General features: G+C 42.5%; 1 pseudogene. It reads right to left on the bottom strand.

What is annotated here, in order from left to right:
• Positions 1-132: 132 nt before the first annotated feature.
• Positions 133-1335 (bottom strand): annotated as a pseudogene (locus tag D3P08_RS26980) (IS110 family RNA-guided transposase); the annotation flags it as partial.
• Between the last annotated feature and the right edge of the window lie 212 nt (positions 1336-1547).

Here is a 1547-nt window from a genome sequence, read left to right as displayed (position 1 = left end):
AGCTATACCAGCTAATAGCTTGTCAACATTACCAGCAAAACAACATGAGAACTTGTGTTATATTGATTAATGAGCATGCCAAACAACCCTCCAACATGGGTTGTATTGGAAGGTTATACCATCAATTGTTTGCTATGCGGGACGGAATGATTTCTTACTATTTAAAATGGCATACAACCAGTGAACTAACTTATTCGCACAAGCCACTACAGCTACTTTGTGAGGCTTTCCCTCAGCTCTTTTGCGTTCGTAAAACTCTTTAATCCGAGTGTTGCGAGAGCGGATTAGACCACACTGTACCGCCATTACGAGTGCGTATCTGAGCTGTCTGGAACCACGTTTTGTGATTCGATTACGTGTTGCTGTAAACTTGCCTGAAGCAAAAACACTGGGGTCTATTCCTGCAAAGGCAACCAGTTTCTTTGGATGATCAAACCTGTCGACTTCTCCAATTTCCGCTAAAATTGTTGCAGCAATTTTAGGGCCAATACCGGGAATCGATTGGATTAAATCATATTCTTCAATCTCAGTAGCCAGGGCATCTATAGTCTGTTCCAACTCAGAAAGATGTTCCTGGTACTGAAGAATAAGGCTAATCAAGATTTTAAGATTAATTAAGTGGCTCTCATACATCGTTTGTTGAAATGGGTTTTGTTTTGCAGCCTCCATCAACCGTTGAACTCGTTCATTAATCCAACTCTCTGATCTCCCACGTTTTGAAGATAAAAGAGTATTAATTTTAATTTTTAATGTCTCTTCACTGACTTGTAGAACGGAGGATGAAGTCGGAAACTCATGTAAGAAGCGAAGGGACACGTTAGAATACATAGCGCCGAAAACACCTTTATACGCCGGGGATACCTGATCCAGAACGGCTTGGAACTGTAGCTTCGTTTGCACACACATCTTGGAGAAGGACTCGTGCTGTCGCGTCAGATAACGCATATTCAGCAGTTGCACACCTCTTTTTTTGAACGGCTCGAATTCCTCCCTATAGTAAAGCTCTCCTAGAAGATAAGCATCAGCAGCATCCGTTTTCACTTTACGAAGATTGGTTTTTCGAAGCCGATTAGAAATGAGCGGATTGATAACGATAAACAAATAATGATGTTCCTCTAAAAATTGAACAACAGGGCTTTGATAGTGCCCGGTTGCTTCCAGAATCAATGTTGGACGATGACCCGATTCATGTTCGATATCATGAATTACTTGAAGCAGTATCTCGAGACCATCCCTTGTATGTTCAAAATGAAATGTCCCTCGGTATGGTTTTCCTCGATCTAAGAAAGCTTGTCCGTGGCTTTCTTCTTTAGATATATCTAGCCCATAACAGGGTTCATTCTATCTCTCCTCGAAGTAGATTTACCGGCAGCCCATATGAACCTCCTTGTCCTCCACAGCATCGCATGTGATACGGGATCTATGTCCCAACCAGCCTCAATCATGGTCATGACAAGTAGGGGTGAACATTATAGCGCTCGGGATCAAGTCCCACGGGCAGGTACGTTCGACCCGGCTACTTTAATCCTCGAAGCTAATGCAAAAAG

Source organism: Paenibacillus nanensis (assembly GCF_003583765.1).
In the GTDB taxonomy this organism is placed as follows: domain Bacteria; phylum Bacillota; class Bacilli; order Paenibacillales; family Paenibacillaceae; genus Pristimantibacillus; species Pristimantibacillus nanensis.
This window is presented reverse-complemented; position numbering and strand designations above follow the sequence as displayed.